The organism is Shewanella electrodiphila (genome assembly GCF_023283985.1).
GTDB classification, from domain to species: Bacteria; Pseudomonadota; Gammaproteobacteria; order Enterobacterales; family Shewanellaceae; genus Shewanella; species Shewanella electrodiphila.
On the sequence record NZ_JAKIKU010000007.1, the window covers coordinates 1 to 20705 of the forward strand.

Below are 20705 nucleotides of genomic sequence, written 5' to 3' on the forward strand. Positions count from 1 at the left end.
AGCATTGTGGTACCACCTGATCCCATCCCGAACTCAGTAGTGAAACGCAATCGCGCCGATGATAGTGTGGGGTCTCCCCATGTGAAAGTAGGTCATCGCCAAGCGCCTAATTTCTCTTAATTGAGAGCAAACAGCCCGTTACTTACGTAGCGGGCTTTTTGTTTCTGGAATTTGAGCGAACTATTTGCCGTTTATGGAAACAGATAGTGTGGTCGATATGCCCATGTACCCTTACAAGGATAGTAAAAAATAGTTCATCGCCAAGCGCCCCATATCTTTAAAATTAGCGCCTCTTAATTGAGAGCCGACAGCCCGTTACTCACGTAGCGGGCTTTATAGTGTTTGGAATTTGAGCGAACTATTTGCCGTTTATGGAAACAGATAGTGTGGACGATATGACCATGATAATCGCCAAGCGCCCCATATTTTTAAAATTATTGCCTCTTAATTGAAGCAGATAGCCCGTTACTCACGTAACATTTTTTTGTATCGAGAGTTTAAGGATTAACTCTCACAGAAAGATGATAAAGAATAGAAGTCGTTATCTGCGTATTTTATTTAGGTGGAAACCTGGATAAAAAATAAGCATTTTTTAGCTGGGATAGCTATGCTTTCTATGGCTGAAGCCATCTGTTAGCAATGAAGTATGTTAATAAAGTACTGATTAGTTAGTATTATACTCAAGTGATGAACTTACAGTTTATCACTTGAGTTGTAGGATAATTAAGATTTAAAGATCCAGTTGTCTTATCTTCTCTAGTATAGGTAAGTTTGCTTCGGGAAAGTCAAATGATCCTAACTCCTCACTATTTACCCACTGTATTATTTGTCCTTCTAAACCCTTTCCTTCTCCTTTAAACTCCTTGACGAGGTGAATATCCAGTAGGACATGTTTATCAGGGTAATTGTGAGATATATCCATGAAAGATTCTGTCGATTCTACGTCTAAGTCAACTTCTTCCTTAAGCTCTCTTATAAGCGCCTGTGAAATCGTTTCACCTATTTCCACCTTACCACCAGGAAATTCCCATTTACCTCCTTGGTGAAGGTGTTCATGGCGCTTAGCTAGCAATATTTGTTGTTGTCTATTTATAATAATGCCAACAGCGACATGTATTCTTTTCATTTTATTTGCTCAACCTAGTGTTTAAAAAAGTCACCTTCATCGAAACCTTCACTATCGAGTGTTTCGTGATCAAATTCTGGCTTCACAGGTATGGCATGTTTTTCACTTGCCCAGTCACCCAGATCTATCATTTTGCAACGCTCACTACAAAAAGGTTTAAATTTTGCTTCAGGTGTCCAGTCAACATTTTCTTGGCAGGTTGGGCATTTTACAGATATAGGCATATAAATTACTCACTGTTGGTTACAGGGAGATAGTAAAGATTTTAGTGACAAGTAGCTAGTTTGAATTTAACTAAATTATCTGTGTGTTTTTGGTTATCAAAACCGACAAAGTGGATAGCGTATCTATTTTTATGGCCGCTAATTGTTGGATAACAACTTTGGCTGCAATCTATTTTTACTCTTATCAAAGATAAGGTTTGAACGCTGTTTCCTTGATAAAACCCTTGCTGAGCTTCAGAGGTGCGAAATTCAGCTGTACTTCTCGTTAGATCTAACAATAGCTTTATCGGTGTCAATATTGGTAAAAAATTTTCAACCCAACTGCGAAGATCTGCTTGTCTTTGTGGCCAATCCTTTGATAACCAAAAATGCAATTGTGGTAAATCAAAATTGCAGCAGGCTCCTGGCATGCCAAAGCGTTGTTTCAGCGCTGCAATAAACCTATCTTTTTTTAAATGACAACCAATTCGCTCATTGGTTTGAAGGGGGGCTTTTGAGGCATTGAGTTGATCGATGATATGTTGAACTTGTTTTTTATCAACGTGAGGTAAAGCGTGCCACTTACTTAAAACAATGAGTTGCTTATCAATGTCTTTGAGAATATCTGTTCGATAATCACATCTGTCTGTTAATTCGGCAAGAGAAAATAATGGATAAAAACAATGGTGTTGCTGATCTGATTCAGTGTGCATAGCTAACTGGTCAGCCAAATACTCTAAACGAAGGTAGCTTCTCGTTTTTTCGTTAAGCGGTTGCTCATAAATCAGTTCGTTATTCATTATTATTATCTATGCTGTTGATGCTTGGTCAAGGTAGCTTGAATGTAATAACTGAACAGTTTTTCGTACTTCTTCTAGGGGAAGTGTGTTGTCAATGACTGCATCAGCCTTTGATAATCTTAATTTCCTAGATATTTGACGGTTTATGATTTTTTCAACTTGTGTTGAATTAACCCCATCTCGCTTAGCTGTTCTTGCTACCTGTTCATGTGGTGGAATATCCACCACTAAAGTCGTATTGACTAAACTATCTAACCCATTCTCAAATAGCAAGGGTACAACCATAATAACATAGGGAGAATTAGCATTTTTGACTGCTGCTAACATTTGCTTTCTAATCAAAGGATGCAGTAAATTATTTAACCATTGCCTTTCTTGCTCATCGTCGAAAACTTTAGACCTTAATTTAGTTCTATCGAGCTTTCCTGATGAATCTAAAATATCCATGCCATAGTGCGAAATAATCTGACTTAAACCTGTTGTACCTTGCTCAACGACTTCTCGGGCAATAATATCGGCATCAACAAGTTCAATACCGAGTTCTGAGAATTGATTCGCTATTGTGGTTTTGCCTGAACCAATCCCGCCTGTTAAGCCAACTATGAAGTTTGCCATGTTAAATCAGCGTTCCTAAATACCAATTAATGATATCTTGACCCCAAATAAGTGCTATCCAACCAGCAATCGCGATATAGGGACCAAACGGAATTGGATTATCTCTACCGAGGTTTTTAGCCAGCATCATTGATATACCCACAATTGCGCCAACTAAAGATGACAGTAAAATGATTAAAGGAAGAAATTGCCACCCTAACCACGCACCAAATACAGCGAGTAACTTGAAGTCACCGTATCCCATGCCTTCTTTTCCGGTCACTATTTTAAACAGCCAAAATACAGACCAAAGGCTTAAGTAACCCGCAGTTGCACCAATAATAGCGTCTGCTGGACTTGCATAAATTCCTTTTAGATTAATAATCAGGCCTAGCCATAAAAGAGGTAAGGTTAATTGGTCTGGCAGTAACATTTCGTCTAAATCAATGCCGGTGAGTGCAACTAATACAAAAGTAAGTATTGAAGCAAACAGGAACTGCCATGTTGGCCCGAAATGCCAAGCTAATGTTGCAATGAGCAAGCCTGTGACTAATTCAAAAACTGGATATCTAGCACTAATACTTGTTTTGCAGTTAGCACATTTACCGCCCAGCGCTAGCCAGCCTAAAATTGGTAAGTTATGCCAAGGCTTAATATCTGCTTTACATTTAGGGCAAGCGGAACCAGGAACTACTAGGTTATATTTCTTTGGAAAATCATCGATGGATTTATTGAGTCTTTTCTCGCCCACTTCTTTGACTATATCTGGGTGATACTCAGCTAGATAATAATTGCACTCACTTTGCCATTCACGCTTCATCATCACAGGGAAGCGGTGAATGACAACATTTAAAAAGCTGCCAATGGTGGCGGCAAAAATAAAGCTAATAGAAATAAAGAGCCAAGGGGATTGGCTCATCGAAGTTATGAAAGATGATAAAAATTCGGTCATTATAGTTCTTATTTTAGATGTTTAAACAACATTACCCATTTCAAATATTGGTAAGTACATAGCAACAATTAATCCACCCACTACCGTACCAATAACAACCATCATGATTGGTTCAATTAGGCTTGATAAGCCGTCAACAGCATCATCAACTTGCATTTCATAAATATTGGCAACTTTATTTAACATGTCGTCTAAGCCGCCAGATTCTTCACCGATCATTACCATTTGGGTTAGCATGTCTGGAAAAAGGCCTGTTGTGCGCATGGCTACATTCATTTGCATACCAGACATAACTTCTTGTCGTACTTTTAATAATGCTTTCTTATACACAGCGTTACCTGACGCCCCTGCTGCAGACTCTAAGCCATCAATCAAAGGTACACCTGCGGAAAAGGTAGTAGCTAATGTTCTAGCAAATCTTGCCATGGCCGCTTTATGTAGAATATTACCTATTGCTGGGATTTTTAATAGAAATTCATCTACACGATCGCGAAATGATTGAGATGTTCTATGAGCTCTTTTAAATAACCAAACAGCAGCAACTATTGCGATAACAAAAAAATACCAAGATCCTTGAAGCCACCTTGATATATCAATTACAATTTGAGTGAATGCTGGTAGTTCTGCTCCAAAGCCATTGAAGATATCTTCAAATTGAGGTACTACAAATAATAAAAGCAGTACTGTTACTGCAATTGCAACAACAACTACTGCTGCAGGATAAAACATGGCTTTTTTTATCTTTGATTTTAATTGTTCAGCTTTTTCGCGATAAGTAGCAATACGATCAAACACAGCATCTAAAGAGCCTGAATGTTCGCCAGCTGCAACTAAATCCACATAGAGATCATCAAAATATAACCTATGGGGTCGCAAAGAATCAGATAAAGTAATACCGGATTGAACATCATTTAGTATGGTTGCTAATAACTCTCTCACTTTTGCTTTTTCATGGCCGCGTCCAAGTAGTTCTATCGTCGTCACCAATGGCACACCAGCTGAAAGCATGGTTGCAATCTGACGAGTGATCATGGCGATATCCATCGCGGTGATCTTTTTCTCTGATTTAAATAAAGAGGCTGATTTTTTACGGACGCCTTTAGGAGTTACACCTTGTGCTTTCAATACACTACGTATCTCAGCAATGCTTGCACCTCTTAGTTCACCAGAAGTTCGTTGACCGTCACGGTTAACTCCCTTCCACTGAAAGGTAAACACTTTAGGTTGGTGTTTAGTGTTAGTTTTAGATTTTTTGTTTATTGATGACTTTCTTCTAGCTGTTGCTGTTGCCATAAAGCAAATCCTTTTTTATTTATTATGCGCAATGCCAATTTGAGAATGATATCAAAATTAATTAAAGCTGGTGACTCGGTTTACTTCAGCAATGCTTGTGATTCCCTTGGTGACTTTCAATAGACCAGATAAACGCAAATCTCGCATACCACTGTTTTTTGCTTGTTTGGCAATTTGTAAGGAGTTGCCTCCTTCCATAATCGTTCTAGCGATTTCATCTGTCATTTTCATTACTTCATAAATACCGACACGTCCTTTGTAACCACCAGAACAATGGTCGCAACCAATAGGTTTAAACACAGTAAAACCTTCAGAAATTGAATCCTCAGAAAAACCTAAACGCTGTAGTTCTTCTTTTGGTACATCTTCTGGTGCCTTACATTCAGGACATAAGCGACGTGCTAGACGTTGTGCAATAATCAAGTTGACTGAACTTGCTATGTTATAACCAGGTACACCCATATTAATCAAACGTGTAAGGGTCTCAGCTGCCGAGTTTGTATGTAATGTGGATAAAACTAAGTGACCTGTTTGTGCAGCTTTAATGGCAATTTCTGCGGTTTCTAAATCACGAATTTCACCCACCATTACCACATCAGGATCTTGTCGTAAAAATGAACGAAGTGCGGAGGCAAAAGTTAATCCAGCTTTTAAATTAATATGAACTTGGTTAACGCCTTCAAGGTTAATCTCTACTGGATCTTCAGCGGTAGAGATATTGCGCTCTTCGGTGTTCAGAATATTAAGTCCAGTATATAACGAAACTGTTTTACCTGAGCCCGTAGGTCCAGTGACCAAAATCATTCCTTGAGGCTTAGCGAGCATTTGTTCATAAAGTTCACGTTGGTCATCTTCATAACCGAGCTTTTCGATTCCAAGCTGAGCTGAAGATGAATCGAGGATACGCATTACAATCTTTTCGCCCCAAATTGTGGGTAAAGTACTTACACGAAAGTCGATTGATTTGGTTCGCGAAAGTTTCATCTTGATACGGCCATCTTGCGGCACGCGGCGCTCGGCAATATCGAGCTTTGACATCACTTTTAAGCGAGCAGAGATGCGATTGGATAAATTAACTGGCGGTTCTGATACTTCATGTAATATGCCATCAACACGAAAGCGAATACGGTAGCGTTTTTCATAGGGTTCAAAATGTAAATCTGACGCGCCTTTACGGATGGCATCAGTGAGGATTTTATTGATGTATATGACAATAGGAGCATCATCACTGGAGTCACTTGATTGCTCTTCATCTCGGCTATCGGTATCTGCAACCTCAATCCCAGCTAAACTTTCTTCATCAATACCGTCTAGACCTAAACCTGTTATGTCCTCTTCTAGTATTTTTTCTAATGCAATATTGAGCTTATCATCTTCGACAATAATTGCTTCAGCATGTAAGCCTAAACTAAATTGAAAGTCTTCTAGCGCTGCAATATTAGTCGGATCTGAAGTAGCAATGTAAAGACGATTACCACGTTTGAACAGTGGAAGGCATTTGTGGTTGGCTATGAGTTTTTTATTGAGAATATCTTCCGGAATATTGGTTACATCAAACTCAGTTAAATCGAGTAATGGGGAGCCGTACTCTTCGTAGCATAGCTCGGCGATTTCCCGAGCTGATAATAGTTTGTCTTTTACGATAGTGCTAACGAGAGATTGTTTGGCTTTACGAGATTGACTGATTGCAGTAGCCACTTGCTCTTCAGATAACAAGTTTTTTCTGATAAATAATGTGGATAGGCCTAGATTTAGTCCCGATGAAGGCATATTTTTTAGCTCTGCTAACATAATGATATTTTTTGATTATGACATAGAAGTTGTTATTTTGCTAAAGGCAGAAAAGGCAGCACAAGGCTGCCTTTTTCATTAACATTCTTTACTACGATGATGCTGCTGCTGCTGCTTCACGGCAGTTTGCTGGTAGGTATTTTGACTCAACAGTACCAGTGTTACAAGTCCATTCAACACTACCATTTGTCGCATTGAATGTAGGCACTAGTATTAGTGTAGCACCATCCGTTACTTTAGAGTTGAAGGCAACTGTGATTGATCCTGTACCATTGACTGTCAAACCAGTTACAGCATTACCAGTAATTAAGCTAGAGTCAGCTAATCCTACTAATGTATTTGTCATGCCCGTTTCCGCGCCAGTTGCTGCATAATATTCAACAACTGCCGTTTTAGCTGCTGCAGCTAAACCCATACCTTCAGTCACATGCCCACGTTTAGTAAAATCCTGATAAGCAGGTAATGCTATTGCTGCCAAAATACCGATGATCGCTACTACGATCATTAATTCAATAAGAGTAAAACCCTTAGCGTTTTTGATTTGGTTAATGCTTTTCATTTTTTATCTCTCTCTTTTTTGGTGCTTTAGTGTTGCTTCGGGTTTGTTCTTATCCTTGAAACTTAACATTAGTAAAGGCCCTTAATAATGTTAACTGGTGTCCTATCACCACAATCCTTCTAGCATTAATAAACTAGTGTATTTTTTATTAACTTTTTAAAACTGTTAATGCTTTTAAAAGTGCGACTCACCAAATGTTGCTATACAACGATGAAAGTAATTTGGTGGGTCAACCTATTACTTCATTCTTTCAAGTTTACAGTTACAGGATAGAGTAGAGATTAAATAATCGCCACTTTATCTACTAACGGCAACAAACAATATAACTTTACTGAAATATTGTTAAAGGAGTGTTTCAGTCAAGGTGGCTTCAATCAATCACTTTCAAAAACCAACAAATGTTACGCTCGTAACGCTTTGAAAAGTAATTTGTAAAAAAGTTTAGCTTGAAATCATACTCGCCTGTAGTGAACGTTATTATAAAGTTATCAAAAAGGGAATACCTTGCAGGCTTAAAGTGTAAAAAAAGCCAGGAAAATGTAATTTAAGCCTTTGTTGGCACTGGTTTCGCAACAAAATGATGACATTTTTTGAGGTGTCGTGGATTAATTGACTGAAGTTTTTGAAAGTCAAAAATATGGCTTGTTCAGAAAATAAAATTAGTAGAAAAATGTACTATATCTTTAGTGCTTAAATATATGGTATGACCACTTGGGATGAATTGAATACTTCAAAAAGTTAAGCGAATATAATATTGAGAGTTTAGGTTTGTATTTTGATGCTCAGCAACAAGAGCTTATCAATATAAGCTATTCTTAAGTATGTAACCTTAGATAAACAAACTAATTCAAGTAAGCTAATACAAGCAAGCTTAGATAAGTAACCCTAAGTTAGTTAATCATCTCACTGGATGGGTATTATTTTACTTTCTAATTAGCTTTGAGATGAAGTATTAAAAAAGCACTCTTGAGTAGAGTGCTTTTTGTTGGATAATTTATAGTATTAGGCAGACTCCAAACCGTTATTAGTACTATGAAGTATTAGAATGTAAGCCTCGATCGTTTAGCTCTAACGTCTAGCTGCCAAATGCTAATAACTGAGTGCTAGAAACTAGCCTTTTAACCTTAACGACAAATCCAACGCTTTGACATGCTTTGTTAGCGCGCCTACAGAAATATAGTCCACACCTGTTTTCGCAAAGTCAGCAATGGTATCGATGGTGACATTACCCGACACTTCAAGCTTTGCTCCTTTTCCTTGTGCTTTAAAGTCGTGGTTAAGTGCCACTGCTTCTATCATCATAGTGACATCGAAATTGTCTAGCATAATAATGTCAGAGCCTGCTTCTAGTGCTTCATTAAGTTCAGCTATAGATTCTACTTCTACTTCTACTGGTTTTTCATTATCTAGCTTTCGAGCCGCTTTAATCGCTAAATCAATGTTGCCGCAGGCCATGATGTGGTTTTCTTTAATTAAGAATGCATCAAATAAACCAATACGATGATTCTTGCCCCCACCGCAAGTGACGGCATATTTTTGCGCTGTACGCAGGCCTGGGATGGTTTTTCGAGTGTCTAGTAGTCGGGTGTGGGTACCCGCTAACTTGTCAACATAGTGTTTGGTTAAGCTGGCAACACCCGATAAGGTTTGGATGAAGTTCATTGCCGTGCGCTCGCCAGTTAAAATAGCTCGAGCTGGCCCTGATAATTCACATAGCACTTGGTTGGCTACTAATAAGTCACCGTCATCAACATGCCAATGCAGCGCCACATCACCACCGAGTTGATTAAAGACTTGTTCTGCCCATGCTTTTCCGCAAAAAACGCCCTCTTCTCGAGTGATTAATACAGCTTCTGCGTATTTATCAGCTGGAATAAGTTGTGCGGTTATATCGGCAGCTAAAATATCTTTGGGTGTATTAGAAGGGGTATGGCCTAAATCTTCATCAAGTGCTGTTTTTACGGCTTGTCGGATATCGTTTTCAATCATGTCAATATTTCCTAATAAAAAACACTTGCACATTACATGCAACAATATATTTTGATTCATATCAGTGTTGTAGATTACCATGCTTTATGAAGATTTTTTATATGTGAATTCAGGGACTTTTAAATGAGTGTTGTTTTGAACAAGAAGCAATCATTGCTAGGTTTTATATTTTTACTATCTGGTTTTGCTGCTTTGATTTATCAAATCGTATGGCAACGAATTCTTTTTAGTGTTTTTGGTATTGATATTGAAGCCGTCACCATTGTGGTCACTGTGTTCATGTTAGGCCTAGGAGTCGGTGCAAAACTTGGTGGTTACCTTGGTGACAGATATCGACAACAATGCTTTAGTTTTTTTTTAGCTGGTGAATTAATAATAGGTATTTTTGGTTTTTTTTCTCATGATCTGATTCTCCTTTTATCCACTTATGGCAGCCAATATTTAGTTGTGAATATTTTTTTACTACTTTTATTACCTACAACCATTATGGGAAGTACACTTCCTTTACTGAGTGTGTCTGTAATTAACGACGAAGCAGATATTTCTAATGTGATTGGCAGTCTGTACAGTTATAATACATTAGGTGCTGCCTTTTCTTGTTTGATGCTAGGTTTTTTCTTTTTTAATTACTGGGGCTTAACTGCTGCACTAATTTTTGCTGCTTGTATTAATATCTCTATATCCATGATTGGTTGTGGCATTAAGGTTTTTAACTCGTGAAATTAAAATATATTGTTACTTCATTTATCATTGGTTTTCTCGGCTTAGGTCAAGAGATTGTATGGGTTAAGCTAGTCTCTTTTTTAGCATCTTCAGTTCCTCAATCATTTTCATTTGTACTAGTCTTTTACGTACTGGGTATTGCTATTGGTGCTTATAAAGGTAGGACACTAGTCAATAGTCGGCTGCACCCATTAAGGATTGTTTCAAATCTTTTAGTTTTATCTTCTGCATCTGTTTTAATAGCTCCTATACTTTTGAATTATATAGTGTGGTCATATTTTTCTATCATTGTGATTCCTATGTTAATTATGTGGGGAGCGGCATTTAAAGGCGCAATATTTCCTCTTTTACATCATTGGTACAGTACTAAAGGGAAAAATTTAGGAGGCTCTCTTTCCACAGTGTATTTTGCAAATGTCTTAGGTTCCAGCTTCGGGCCTGTCGTAGTTGGTTTCATATTGCTAGATGTTTTTTCTGCTATGGAATTGCTAATTATACTCGGGATATTTGAAATTATAATGGCATTTATTTTATTGGCTCCAAATTATTCTAAAGTGCAATCATTACTATTTACTATTGTCATCTCTCTTTTTTTAGTCATGTTTCATAATTCTAACGCATTCATGAAGGGAATTATTGAAAAAAAATTACCTAATGGTTTTAGTATTAATCATTTTATTGAAAATAAACACGGTGTTATTTATACAGTAAAAAGCGAACAATCCCATTATGATAAGATCTATGGAGGGAACGTATATGATGGAGCATTTAGCGTTGATTTAGTTGATAATGTAAATGGAATCGATAGGGCTTTTTTGCTTACTTTACTTCATAAAAAACCTAAAAATATTTTAGTTATTGGTTTGAGTTCTGGTTCATGGTTAAGGGTTGTAGCTTCGATTCCAGGAGTGAAAAATATAGATGTTGTGGAAATTAATGATGCTTATAAGGAATTGATATCAAGGTATGAAGGTTATGAAATTTTAAGTGATAAAAGAATTAACTATTTTACTGGTGATGGTAGACAATTTGTAAGTAATGCTAGCAAGCAGAAAATTAAGTATGATCTTATTGTAATAAATACTACATGGCATTGGAGAGCTTATACTACTAATTTATTATCTATCGATTTTTTTAAAATAGTAAAGAGTATTATGTCAGAAGAAGCTGTTTTCGCATTTAATTCAACATACTCCATCGATGTAGTTCATACAGTAAAGAAGGTATTTGATTACACTTATTTAAGAAGGAATTTTGTTTATAGTTCATTTATAGATATTAATGAAAGTTTAGGTTCTAAAGTCAATCGTATTTGTAGTTTAATTGCAGAAGGTATAGATGATCAACACTGCGGTAACTTGGACTTTAAGCATATGGCCGACACATTAAATACACCATTTTCAGAGTCTCTGAGTGATAAATTTAATACAGAACGCATGCCAGAGTTGGTAACCGATGATAACATGATTGTTGAATACAAATATGGAAAAGGTTTTTCACTTTAAGTTGATTTTTATTCTAAATTGTCATATGAGTATTGGCCTTGGACTATTCTAGTTATACTTTTAGGTTCCATATGATAATAACTAAAGTTTTTATCTTCGTTATCAATTTTTATGTTAGCAATATCTAGCAGTGATTGAAAAACAAAACTGTTTGTCAATGGTTTTTTTACATTTTTTTTAGCGTTTGATATTTTTTTACTTTTATATTTTATGAGTTTTTTTGAATGCCATAGGAAAAGTGGTACGTGGAAATTTTTTTTATTTATTAAACCGTGGCCAGAACTTATACCGTCGTCAAATAAGCTTTCACCGTGATCTGAAGCATAGGTTATTGAACTTTTAATGTTCAACTCTTCTAAGAGTTTTATAGTTTTATAGATAATGAAATCTGTGTATAAGATAGTGTTATCATAAGCATTGTTTAATTTATTTATATTTCTTATGTCATAAAGATTTGTTTTGTTCCCATAATTTGATGGTGAATAGACATTGAATTGTTCAGGATATCTGTCGTTATAATCATGATGACTTCCTAAAAGATGCATAACAATAAACTTACTACCGTTACTTTTTAAAATTTCACTTAGCTTTGTAACGAGTTCAATATCGTATTTTGATGACGTATTATATGGAGAAGTATTTATAAATGATTTTTCAGAGGCTTCTGAAGCATATGTTGATATAATACTATCGTGTTCACCAATATAGCTTTGGTTCGATAACCAGTAACTTTTAAACCCAGCTTCTGTAAATGCTGAAATTATTGACTTTTCATTAAATAACACAGTCTCATTTTGTGGATTTTTTCTGGTTATTATTGTAGGAACTGAGTTCCGAGTTAAAGACCAGTTTGAATTGATATCCTGAAAAGAAATAATTTCGTCAATCGTTTCTAATAGCGGGTTAGTCTCTCTTTTATAACCATTAAGGTGCCAACGATCGAATCTAGATGTTTCTCCTATCATCAGTACATGGACCTCTTCACCTTGAAAGTCTTTTTGAGCATTAAAACTAAACGTACTTTTATATTCATTCAGTTTTGATATTTGGTTTAATTCTTTGTATGCAGATATTACTTTAGCTACAGTTCCTACTAGGAAACTTTCACCAAATTTTGATGTGGATTTTAGAAAATTGTCAGTTGAACTAGCATGAACATTAATTTCCAAGAGTAGGCATATGATCGTTAGTACCGATAATCCTATACTTGACACTTTAGCTTTAACTATTTCTTTATTTAATAAATTGCTTTTGTAGCAAAGATTTGAACTTATTTTAATCAGTAAAAATAGAAGGTAAAGAATATATAATAACAGCTCTTTGTAAGACGATAATTCTAATATTTCTCTCAGATTTGTTTCCAGTAATACTCCAATAATGTGTTCATTTGATGGAGTTTGGAAATGCCATACATACCAACTTTCCAAAGGTGAAATTAAAAGCCACGGCAAAGCTGTAATATAGAACCATGATATTCTATTGATGATGATAAGAGCTGTAGTTAAAAAAGTGAGAGAAGCAACTATACCAGTTAAATTCACATGACCTAAATACATCAATAGAATGTCTGGTATAAAAATTATTAGGTAGATGAAGGCAATATTTAAAACTTTGTTTTTTTCTTCCATTTTATGTATTTTATCTAATCAGTAATTATCAGAAAATCCCCAACACTATTAAGGTGTCACTTTGAATCCTTCATGCAATAAAGGTTGGTTATATTTTGCCAGAAAATGCTTATCACCGCATTATAATTCGCGGCCTACTAACGAAGTAAGTGCGCTGATTATTCATAATATTAGCCTGCCAGCGGGCTGTTATGGCTTGCCACATATTGATGGTTTATTTCTGGGGTGTTTAGATGTCGATTCAGACCCCAGTTTTGCTGATATTGCAGGGCTTGAGGTGTCGGCACATTTTTTAATTCGCCGTGATGGCGAGCTGGTGCAATATGTAAGCTGCGATGACAGGGCCTGGCATGCAGGCGTATCGAGTCTTAATGGTCGAGAAGGCTGTAACGATTTTAGTATTGGTATAGAGCTTGAGGGGACTGATACAGATCCGTATACCAATGAGCAATATCAAGTTTTAGTGCAATTAACCTTGGAGTTGTTTAATGAATATCCTATGCTTAATCAAAGTAAAATTGTAGGACATTGCGACATAGCACCTGGACGTAAAACAGACCCAGGGGAGAGCTTTGATTGGCAACGCTATTTGGGAATGCTATCGGGTTAAGTGTGAGTCTCAATTAATGCGCATTCTCGATTGCAGTTGATTCATATACCAACATCAACCAGATTTTTAAGCTTTCACTTCTAAAGCTGTAAACAGGAGTCACATGGCACTATTTTCTTTATTAATTGCGATCATGGTCGAAAGGCTTAAGCTTTTACCTGCCAATTGGCAGTTTGATTCAATGCTAGCCAGGTATCAGCAATTGTTTTGGAAAGATAACAAGTTTGATTCACCGCTTGCTGTTTCTGCAGTGGTGTTAATTCCTGCCATTATTGTTTTTCTTACATTATTTCTCATAGACGGTGTATTTTATGACTTGGTTACCCTGTTGTTGTGGGTTGCAATTGCTATTTTTTGTTTAAGCCATCAATCTCTTCGTAGTAGTTTTAAAAAGTACATGTTGGCGGCCTGCCGTGGAGATGTACAAGCTTGTTACCATTACGCTGAGCACCTAGATTGTACTGAATGTTTAGATGCCATTGATGAAAAAGATTTAGGCCAGCAAATCGGTAAAACGGTTGCTTGGGTTAATTACCGCTATTATGGCGCAGTGGCATTATTTCTGATTTTCTTTGGCCCTGTTGGCGCAGTACTTTATTGTTCAGTTCGTTTTTATGAGCAATATAATCAACAGAATAAACTCGAGATGCCATTTATCAGTCAATTACTCTTTTTGCTTGATTGGATCCCGAGTCGGGTGTTCAGTTTTGGTTTTGTGTTGAGTGGGCATTTTGCATCTGGGATCTCAGAATGGCGCAAGCAAGTATTTAACGCTAACAATTCTGCTAAAAATATTGTCACTTATACCGCGCTCGCTGCTGAAACACTTCCTGAGTCAACTTCAGCTCCTGTTTGTGTACAACCAACATTGGCATTGCTGGCACTCAGTAAACGTAACTTTATTTTGCTGCTTACCGTACTATCGGTGCTAACGATTTTTGGATTAGTGAGTTAGGTTGACGCGAGATTGCTAATCTTTATAAATACGAATGATTAATATTAATTAATGTATAACTAATATTAAATTGAAATAGAAAAACAGTTTTTATTTTTTAACCATTCAATTGCTGCATTTACTGCTAATGTTTAACAGAAATTGTGGCTGATGTAATCACTTTAAATAGGTTTACTTGATTCGCAGCCCTTCCGTGGTCGCGTTTAGTAAATGGTCAGACCCCTTTGAAGGTTTTTTTCGTTATGCTCTTATTCTATTACGAAGTCGAGCGTTTAAAACCTTCACCTAACATCCATTCAACACTAGCCTAACTAGACATCAAATGTTTGATTTGATAAAGTGCGCTATCTCATATAAATTGGTAAGACCAATTGACAACGGAGCTGAGGGCCAAATGGCTTATAGCAAAATAACCCAGCCTAAAATTTCAGATGTGATCATGGAGCAATTAGAGCGCATGATCCTTGAAGGTAGTTTACAGCCTGGCCAGAAGTTACCGCCTGAGCGTGAACTGGCTTTGCAGTTTGAAGTGTCTCGTCCTTCATTACGCGAAGCGATCCAGAAGCTAGAAGCCAAAGGGCTTTTAATGCGTCGCCAAGGTGGTGGCACCTATGTAAAAGAACAACTATGGCAAAGCCTTGCCGATCCTATTGTTGAGTTGATGCACAATGATTCAGAAAGTCAGTATGACTTACTGGAATTTCGTCATGCAACAGAAGGAATGATGGCTTATTTTGCCGCACTTCGTGGAAATGACGCTGATATGCAAAGCATTAAGCGTTCTATCAACGAAGTGGAAGCTGCAGCTAATGTTGAAGCACAAGCAGATGCGATTGTACGTTTTTATCGTGCTGTTGCCGAAGCTTCACATAATGTGGCGATGTTACACCTAGTACTTAGTTTAACCCCTGTGTTGCACAAGAACGTAGCACAGAACCTAGAGCTTCTAAGCCGCCGCGAAGAAGCATCTACAATGGCGAATGAGCACAGACGAGCATTACTCGCTGCTATCGTTCGTCGCGACCCTGATGCGGCACGTGAAGCCTCGAACGAACATTTAAGTTACATCGAGGAAGTCATGTTGTCTGTGAGGGAAGAAGACAGTCGGTTGCAGCGTAGCTTGCGCCGTTTAAAGAGCGGTGTTTGATACAAATTATAGTGATAATCATTATAAATTGACCGAAACACATTAATTATCAGTATCTAGAGAAGGACAGCGACATGTCTGAAGATATGCTACAAGACTTAGATCCATTAGAAACTCAAGAATGGGTAGATTCACTGCAAGCCGTATTAGAGCAAGAAGGCCCTGAACGTGCGCATTTTCTACTTGAACAATTAATCGATAAAGCTCGCCGCAATGGTACCCATCTACCATATAAAGCGACGACAGCTTATTTGAATACGATTCCTTCAGGCCAAGAGCCGCATATGCCTGGCGATCAGGAAATGGAACGTCGCATTCGTGCAATCGTTCGTTGGAATGCACTTGCAATGGTATTACGTGGTTCTAAAAAAGATTTAGAACTAGGTGGTCACATTTCAAGTTTTGCCTCTAGTGCGACTATTTATGACGTGTGTTTTAACCACTTCTTCCGTGCTCCAAATGAAAAAGACGGTGGCGATTTAGTTTATTACCAAGGTCATATCGCACCGGGTATTTATTCTCGTTCGTTCCTTGAAGGGCGTATTAGCGAAGACCAAATGAATGGTTTCCGTCAAGAAGTTGATGGCAAAGGTTTATCTTCATACCCGCATCCTAAGTTAATGCCTGACTACTGGCAGTTCCCGACGGTATCGATGGGTCTTGGTCCTATTCAAGCCATCTATCAAGCACGTTTCCTTAAGTATCTAACTGACCGTGGCTTAAAAGATTGCTCTGAGCAAACTGTTTACTGTTTCTTGGGTGATGGTGAGTGTGATGAGCCTGAAACATTAGGTGCTATCGGTCTTGCTGCCCGTGAAGAATTAGATAACTTAGTCTTTATCGTTAACTGTAACTTACAACGTCTTGATGGCCCTGTTCGTGGTAACGGTAAGATCATTCAAGAGCTAGAAGGCGAGTTCCGCGGCGCAGGCTGGGAAGCAGTTAAAGTGATTTGGGGTCGCTACTGGGATCCATTACTTGCACGTGACACTAGCGGTAAATTATTGCAGTTGATGGAAGAAACCGTCGATGGTGAATACCAGAACTGTAAAGCGAAAGGTGGCGCGTACACTCGTGAGCACTTCTTTGGCAAATACCCAGAAACAGCGGAAATGGTTGCTAACATGTCAGATGATGACATTTGGCGTCTAAACCGTGGTGGTCATGATCCAGTTAAGATTTATGCTGCACTACAACATGCTAAAAATACCAAAGGTCGTCCAACAGTAATCCTTGCTAAAACAGTAAAAGGTTATGGTATGGGTGATGCGGGTGAAGGTAAAAACATCGCACATAACGTGAAGAAAATGGGTGTTGAGTCACTTAAGTACTTCCGCGATCGTTTCAATATCCCAATTAGCGATGATCAGTTAGAAGATATTCCTTACTATCATCCTGGTGCTGACTCAGAAGAAGTTAAGTACCTTAAAGCGCGCCGTGAAACTTTACATGGTGCTATGCCAAAACGTCTTGAGAAATTCTCACAAGATATCGAAGTACCATCATTGAAGATTTTCGACTCAGTACTTAAAGGTTCTAACGGTCGTCAAATCTCAAGCACAATGTCATTTGTACGTATTTTAACTGCATTGCTGAAAGACAAAAAAATCGGCAAACAAATCGTACCGATTATTCCTGATGAAGCACGTACCTTTGGCATGGAAGGTTTATTCCGCCAAGTGGGTATTTATGCTCATGAAGGACAAAAGTACGAACCACAAGATTCAGATCAAGTTGCTTACTACCGTGAAGATAAAACCGGCCAAGTATTGCAAGAAGGGATTAACGAGTTAGGTGCAATGTCATCTTGGGTTGCTGCGGCAACAAGTTACTCAGTTAACGATACCCCAATGATCCCATTCTACATCTACTACTCAATGTTTGGTTTCCAACGTATTGGCGACATGGCATGGGCAGCAGGTGATATGCGAGCTCGTGGCTTCATGGTGGGTGGTACATCTGGTCGTACTACATTGAATGGTGAAGGTCTTCAGCATCAAGATGGTCACAGCCATGTACTTGCGAATACGATTCCAAACTGTATTTCTTATGACCCGACTTACGGTTACGAAATCGCAGTGATTGTTCAAGATGGTATTCGTCGCATGTATGGTGAGCAGGAAGATGTTTTCTACTACCTAACAACGATGAACGAAAACTACGAACAACTTGCTATGCCAGAAGGCAGCGAAGAAGGCATTGTTAAAGGTATCTACAAGTTAGAAACCCTTCAAGGTAGTGGTAAAGGTTCAGTCCAGTTAATGGGTAGCGGTACTATCTTAGAGCAAGTGCGCAAAGCAGCTGTCGCGTTATCAAAAGATTTTGGTATTACTGCAGATGTATTCAGCGTGACTAGCTTTAACGAGTTAACTCGTGATGGCCAAGCAGCTGAGCGTTATAACATGCTCCATCCGACTGAAGCGCCAAAAGTACCTTATATTTCTGAAGTGCTATCAAAAGATGCGCCAGCAATTGTTGCTACAGATTATATGAAGGTTTACGGCGAGCAATTACGTGCTTACATTCCTACAGATTATAAAGTGCTAGGTACTGACGGTTTCGGTCGCAGTGATAGCCGTGACAACTTACGTCACCACTTTGAAGTAGATGCTAAGTTCATCGTTGTTGCTTCATTAAAAGCCCTTGTTGACCGTAACGAAATACCAGTTGATGTGCTCACTAAAGCCATCAAAGAATATGGTATCGACGTTGATAAGATTAATCCACAGTACGCATAGAGAGAAACAAAATGGCTGAATTAAAAGAAGTTTTGGTTCCTGATATCGGTGGTGATGAAGTTCAGGTTATTGAAGTCTGTGTTGCAGTTGGTGATGACATCGCTGCAGAAGATTCAATTCTTACGGTTGAAAGCGATAAAGCGACAATGGATATTCCAGCACCATTTGCTGGTACCGTTGCAGAGCTAAAAGTAGCTGTAGGTGACACGATTTCAGAAGGTAAACTGATTGCAATGCTTAATGCTGCATCAGAATCGGCACCTGCGGAAGCTGCAGCGCCGGCTCCTGTTGCGACTCCAGCACCTGCACCAGAAGCGACAGCTCCTGTAGCACCTGTGAGTGCAACGCCCGTAGCTGGTGGTACAGAAATCATTGAAGTCTCAGTGCCTGATATTGGTGATGCTGAGAACGTCGATATTATCGAAGTACTCGTTAGCGTTGGCGAAACCATTGAAGCTGATACTGGCTTAATTACCCTTGAAACAGACAAAGCGACAATGGAAGTGCCTGCGCCTTCTGCTGGTGTTGTCAAAGAGCTTAAAGTCGTTGTTGGCGACAAAGTCTCTCAAGGTTCATTAGTACTGATGTTAGAAGTAGGCGCGACCGCTGCTGCACCAGTAGCAACACCTGCTACAAGTGCCCCAGCTCCTGCGGCTCCTGCAACTAGTACTGTTGAAGTGAAAGAAGTGGCAGTGCCAGATATTGGTGATGCTTCTGATGTCGACGTGATTGAAGTATTGGTTGCCGTTGGTGATGTGCTTGAAGTTGATACGGGATTAATTACCCTTGAGACAGATAAAGCAACCATGGAAGTACCAGCGCCATTTGCAGGTAAGCTTGTTAGTTTAACGGTAAATGTAGGCGATAAAGTGTCTCAAGGTAGCATCATTGCTACCGTTGAAACCATATCGACTGCTGCGCCCGTTGCTAGCGCACCCGCTCCAGCAGCTAGTGCACCAGCACCTGTTGCTGCGGCTCCAGCGCCAGTAAAAGCTGCGCCAGTGCCACATCATCCAAGTGCGGGCAGTCAGCCTAAAACAGGTGCAGTACATGCATCACCAGCTGTTCGCCGCTTAGCGCGTGAATTTGGTGCTGACCTGACTTTAGTTAAAGGTACAGGCCGTAAAGGACGTATTCTTAAAGAAGACGTTCAAGCATTCATTAAGTATGAACTTAGTCGTCCTAAAGCGTCTGCTGCTACAGCTGTTGCTGGTGGCGCAGGTGGCTTAAATGTGATTGCTGCACCTAAAGTTGATTTTAGTAAGTTTGGTGAAGTGGAAGAAATTCCATTAAGCCGTATCCAGAAGATTTCTGGGCCTAACTTACATCGTAACTGGGTCACTATTCCACATGTGACCCAATTTGATGAAGCTGATATCACTGAGTTAGAAGCATTCCGTAAAGAGCAGAATACACTTGCTGCGAAAAAGAAAGCAGATTACAAGATAACTCCGCTGGTCTTTATGATGAAAGCAGTAGCAAAAGCATTGGCTGAATTCCCAGTGTTTAACTCAAGTTTAAGTGCAGATGGTGAGTCATTAATCCAGAAGAAATACTTCCACATTGGTGTTGCAGTTGATACACCAAATGGCTTGATGGTTCCTGTTGTGCGTGACGTTGATAAGAAAGGCATTGTTGAGCTTTCACGTGAGCTAATGGACATTTCTGTCCGCGCTCGTGATGGCAAGCTTAAGTCTGCAGATATGCAGGGTAGCTGTTTTACTATCTCAAGTTTAGGTGGCATTGGTGGCACTGCGTTTACCCCAATCGTTAACTATCCTGATGTGGCTATCTTAGGTGTGTCTAAGTCGGAAATGAAGCCTAAATGGAATGGCAGTGACTTTGAGCCTAAGCTCATGTTGCCTCTGTCATTGTCATATGACCATCGTGTAATTGATGGTGCAATGGCAGCGCGTTTCAGCGTGACATTATCTAGCATTCTTAGCGACATCCGTACGTTAATTTTGTAAAGAAAAAGGCTGCTCACTGTGAGCAGCCTTTTTTATCTCGTCACAGGATTGTGATCAGTATCAAACAAAGGGTAAAATGCGGCCACCTTACAAGATTTGCCCACATTTTGCAGTTTGGACGG

17 protein-coding genes and 1 rRNA gene are annotated in these 20705 nt (G+C 38.7%); 8 read left to right on the top strand and 10 right to left on the bottom strand.

The window, feature by feature from the left end:
• A 5S ribosomal RNA gene (rrf, locus tag L2737_RS13445) occupies positions 1-104 on the top strand; the annotation flags it as partial.
• A gap of 626 nt (positions 105-730) precedes the next feature.
• On the opposite strand, the gene mutT is transcribed toward rrf, so the two are convergent.
• The 9 genes from mutT to nadC all read right to left on the bottom strand — a co-directional run bounded on the left by mutT (position 731) and on the right by nadC (position 9307).
• A complete protein-coding gene (mutT, locus tag L2737_RS13450) occupies positions 731-1126 on the bottom strand; it encodes an 8-oxo-dGTP diphosphatase MutT (RefSeq protein ID WP_248956032.1) in 396 nt (131 codons plus the stop codon).
• Between the two features lie 14 nt (positions 1127-1140).
• Complete coding sequence (yacG, locus tag L2737_RS13455; protein WP_229369651.1) at positions 1141-1350, bottom strand: DNA gyrase inhibitor YacG; 210 nt, start codon at positions 1348-1350, stop codon at positions 1141-1143.
• Between the two features lie 41 nt (positions 1351-1391).
• Entirely contained in the window at positions 1392-2129 is a 738-nt protein-coding gene (gene zapD, locus L2737_RS13460) for a cell division protein ZapD (RefSeq protein WP_248956033.1), read from the bottom strand.
• 9 nt (positions 2130-2138) lie between these two features.
• On the bottom strand, positions 2139-2744 hold the full coding sequence (coaE, locus tag L2737_RS13465) for a dephospho-CoA kinase (RefSeq protein WP_248956034.1): 606 nt from the start codon (positions 2742-2744) through the stop codon (positions 2139-2141).
• A gap of 1 nt (position 2745) precedes the next feature.
• On the bottom strand, positions 2746-3675 hold the full coding sequence (locus L2737_RS13470) for a prepilin peptidase (protein ID WP_283108347.1): 930 nt from the start codon (positions 3673-3675) through the stop codon (positions 2746-2748).
• A 21-nt stretch (positions 3676-3696) separates the two neighbouring features.
• Complete coding sequence (locus L2737_RS13475; protein WP_248956035.1) at positions 3697-4968, bottom strand: type II secretion system F family protein; 1272 nt, start codon at positions 4966-4968, stop codon at positions 3697-3699.
• A 57-nt stretch (positions 4969-5025) separates the two neighbouring features.
• A complete protein-coding gene (gene pilB / locus L2737_RS13480; protein ID WP_248956199.1) occupies positions 5026-6738 on the bottom strand; it encodes a type IV-A pilus assembly ATPase PilB in 1713 nt (570 codons plus the stop codon).
• A gap of 112 nt (positions 6739-6850) precedes the next feature.
• Complete coding sequence (locus L2737_RS13485; RefSeq protein ID WP_283108348.1) at positions 6851-7318, bottom strand: pilin; 468 nt, start codon at positions 7316-7318, stop codon at positions 6851-6853.
• Between the two features lie 1110 nt (positions 7319-8428).
• Complete coding sequence (gene nadC / locus L2737_RS13495) at positions 8429-9307, bottom strand: carboxylating nicotinate-nucleotide diphosphorylase (protein ID WP_248956036.1); 879 nt, start codon at positions 9305-9307, stop codon at positions 8429-8431.
• A gap of 123 nt (positions 9308-9430) precedes the next feature.
• Here nadC and L2737_RS13500 point away from each other — a divergent pair, with 123 nt between their 5' ends.
• Positions 9431-10027 (top strand): spermidine synthase family protein, encoded by a 597-nt coding sequence (locus L2737_RS13500; protein WP_248956037.1) that lies wholly within the window; start codon positions 9431-9433, stop codon positions 10025-10027.
• Positions 10024-11535 carry a spermine/spermidine synthase domain-containing protein gene (locus tag L2737_RS22460; protein ID WP_248956038.1) on the top strand — a complete coding sequence of 504 codons (1512 nt, stop codon included), beginning with the start codon at positions 10024-10026 and terminating at the stop codon, positions 11533-11535. Before L2737_RS13500 ends, L2737_RS22460 begins: the two co-directional genes overlap by 4 nt.
• 8 nt (positions 11536-11543) lie before the next feature.
• On the opposite strand, the gene L2737_RS13510 is transcribed toward L2737_RS22460, so the two are convergent.
• On the bottom strand, positions 11544-13163 hold the full coding sequence (locus L2737_RS13510) for a phosphoethanolamine transferase (RefSeq protein WP_248956039.1): 1620 nt from the start codon (positions 13161-13163) through the stop codon (positions 11544-11546).
• Positions 13164-13224: 61 nt separating this feature from the next.
• Between L2737_RS13510 and ampD the strand changes: the two genes are divergently transcribed.
• The 5 genes from ampD to aceF all read left to right on the top strand — a co-directional run bounded on the left by ampD (position 13225) and on the right by aceF (position 20583).
• A complete protein-coding gene (gene ampD / locus L2737_RS13515) occupies positions 13225-13773 on the top strand; it encodes a 1,6-anhydro-N-acetylmuramyl-L-alanine amidase AmpD (RefSeq protein WP_248956040.1) in 549 nt (182 codons plus the stop codon).
• Positions 13774-13876: 103 nt separating this feature from the next.
• The gene (gene ampE / locus L2737_RS13520; protein ID WP_248956041.1) at positions 13877-14728 is read left to right on the top strand and encodes a beta-lactamase regulator AmpE; all 852 of its coding nucleotides are present in this window, start codon (positions 13877-13879) and stop codon (positions 14726-14728) included.
• 394 nt (positions 14729-15122) lie between these two features.
• Positions 15123-15875: a pyruvate dehydrogenase complex transcriptional repressor PdhR gene (gene pdhR / locus L2737_RS13525; protein ID WP_102527414.1), complete on the top strand. Its 753-nt coding sequence runs from the start codon at positions 15123-15125 to the stop codon at positions 15873-15875.
• Positions 15876-15949: 74 nt separating this feature from the next.
• Positions 15950-18613 (top strand): pyruvate dehydrogenase (acetyl-transferring), homodimeric type, encoded by a 2664-nt coding sequence (gene aceE / locus L2737_RS13530; protein WP_229369670.1) that lies wholly within the window; start codon positions 15950-15952, stop codon positions 18611-18613.
• A gap of 11 nt (positions 18614-18624) precedes the next feature.
• A complete protein-coding gene (gene aceF, locus L2737_RS13535) occupies positions 18625-20583 on the top strand; it encodes a dihydrolipoyllysine-residue acetyltransferase (RefSeq protein ID WP_248956042.1) in 1959 nt (652 codons plus the stop codon).
• Positions 20584-20705 lie beyond the last annotated feature (122 nt).